We start from the raw sequence: 1,756 nt of genomic DNA on the forward strand, positions 1-1,756 counted from the left end.
ACTCTTCACGAGAAAAGCCACTTATTCTCGTGAACTCGTCATTGAAATAGGTAATATTCCCGCTCGCATCAGTAGCAGAGATCAATCGCTGCTGGGCCGGAAATGTTCGCTCAACGGTTGTGACGGACAGGTTCGAGCGCAAGTTGAATCTCCACGAGCAATAATAGCACAATGCCATTTTAACATGGATAACCACATGGTTTCTATGGCCTTATCCTGGTCGCGAGACGTTTGAGGCGAGCAGCATCGTTGATGGTGATGGTGATGGTGCCGCTAGTGTAAATGGTGTCTACCGTCATCTCGGGAGAGGTTTTGCGTCAGTTCGGCCAGCAACTGCTTGAAGCCTTCCTTCATCTGAGGCGGTCTGATGCCTTCCGATACACGGCTTCATTTTCACGTTTATCAATCGCGACCACGAACACCACAACCTCTTGATCTATGACCTGGTAGATCAGGCGATAGCCAGCACTGCGTAGCTTTACCTTGTAGCAATCTGGCAGCTCGCGTAAGCGGTTGGCCTCGATGCGGGGATTCTCCAGGATTTCAGACAGCTTTTTCTTGAATTGCTGCCGGATCGTATCTCCCAGCTTGTGCCACTCCTTCAGTGCACGCTGGTCAAATTCAAGGCTATAGGTCATCCAGCGACACCTTAACGCGCTGCGGTGAAGCCAATCGCTCGCGTACGGTGTTTATGAGGGTTTCATCCTCTTCAGTCATGAGTACGGGACGGAAGGGGAGTTGACCGCGCTCAGCAACGTACTGCAAGGCTTGGCGCATGAGTTCAGACGGCGTGACACCCAAGCGTTCCAGCTCGCGATAGGCGCGGTTTTTGAGGTCGTCGTCCACACGGACGTTGATTGAGGCCATAGAGCATGACTCCTGCAAAGACATCTGTCATTACAATAGCGTCTTAGCGAAAGTTTTTCAATGGATCTCGGTAATATTTTAGTCCTCTTTCTTGCCAAGCCTTTTCAGGAAAAAACAAGTAGGACATTACTTTCTTGCGAAAGTTTTTAACATCTAAATCACCGCCTTGCAAAACCTTGAAAACGGTATCATACATGAGGTATTTGAATACTGACCAGTTACCTGGCTCCTTTAACATAACTTGGCTATATTTTTGATTTATTAATGGCTCATACTTACAATAAAAATATTTATTGTAAGTTTCGCTACCTGAGACTCTTTCTAAAGCCATATATCCTATAACCATTACCTTTCTTAACGACCTAAGCAAATCTTTCCTTTTCCCGCGATAAGATATAAACCTTGTTAACTCATTCATGTATGCCATGTATTTAGATTCTATGCCATATGATTTGAAGAAAGAGTAAGATCGTCTAAGGTAATGCAACTCATCATTTAGGGATTTAGTGCTTTGATTTATTAAAAACTGTTTATCTGCGCTTGGATTTGCCTCTATTATTTTTTCAACGATTCTGATTTTCTTAGATTTATGTACTGAGTTATTTTCTATGTATCTCTCTATTATGTCTCCTAGAAACTCTTCAATCTTTATAAGAACTTCGTTATTTGACATGTCATCATTTACAACCCACTCTTCTGTAAGGTTTTTATTTTTTATGTACTTTCCGCCAGATAAGTAATTATTACCAAACAACTCGTTTTGATGGGTACCACCATAAAAAAGGTTTTTATAGTGGAGTAACCCTGTAAAGCCTGGGCCTTTAATAGGTGCTATATGACAGCGACTTACATCCCCTTTTTCTTTATTTTTTATGAACTCCATGGTTTT

At 42.8% G+C, this 1,756-nt stretch carries 4 protein-coding genes; all 4 read right to left on the bottom strand.

The window, feature by feature from the left end:
- Nucleotides 1-142: PAS domain-containing protein (locus H8F23_RS28600; RefSeq protein WP_194936562.1), on the bottom strand; the 142-nt coding region annotated here is incomplete at its 3' end.
- 208 nt (nt 143-350) lie between these two features.
- Nucleotides 351-638 (bottom strand): type II toxin-antitoxin system RelE family toxin, encoded by a 288-nt coding sequence (locus H8F23_RS28605; RefSeq protein ID WP_194936563.1) that lies wholly within the window; start codon nt 636-638, stop codon nt 351-353.
- Nucleotides 628-867 carry a type II toxin-antitoxin system RelB/DinJ family antitoxin gene (locus tag H8F23_RS28610; protein WP_194936564.1) on the bottom strand — a complete coding sequence of 80 codons (240 nt, stop codon included), beginning with the start codon at nt 865-867 and terminating at the stop codon, nt 628-630. The genes H8F23_RS28605 and H8F23_RS28610 overlap by 11 nt, the downstream gene beginning before the upstream one ends.
- Nucleotides 868-910: 43 nt before the next feature.
- On the bottom strand, nt 911-1,756 hold an 846-nt coding region (locus H8F23_RS29020), incomplete at its 5' end, for a hypothetical protein (RefSeq protein ID WP_228759422.1).

The organism is Pseudomonas neuropathica (assembly GCF_015461835.1).
GTDB lineage: Bacteria > Pseudomonadota > Gammaproteobacteria > Pseudomonadales > Pseudomonadaceae > Aquipseudomonas > Aquipseudomonas neuropathica.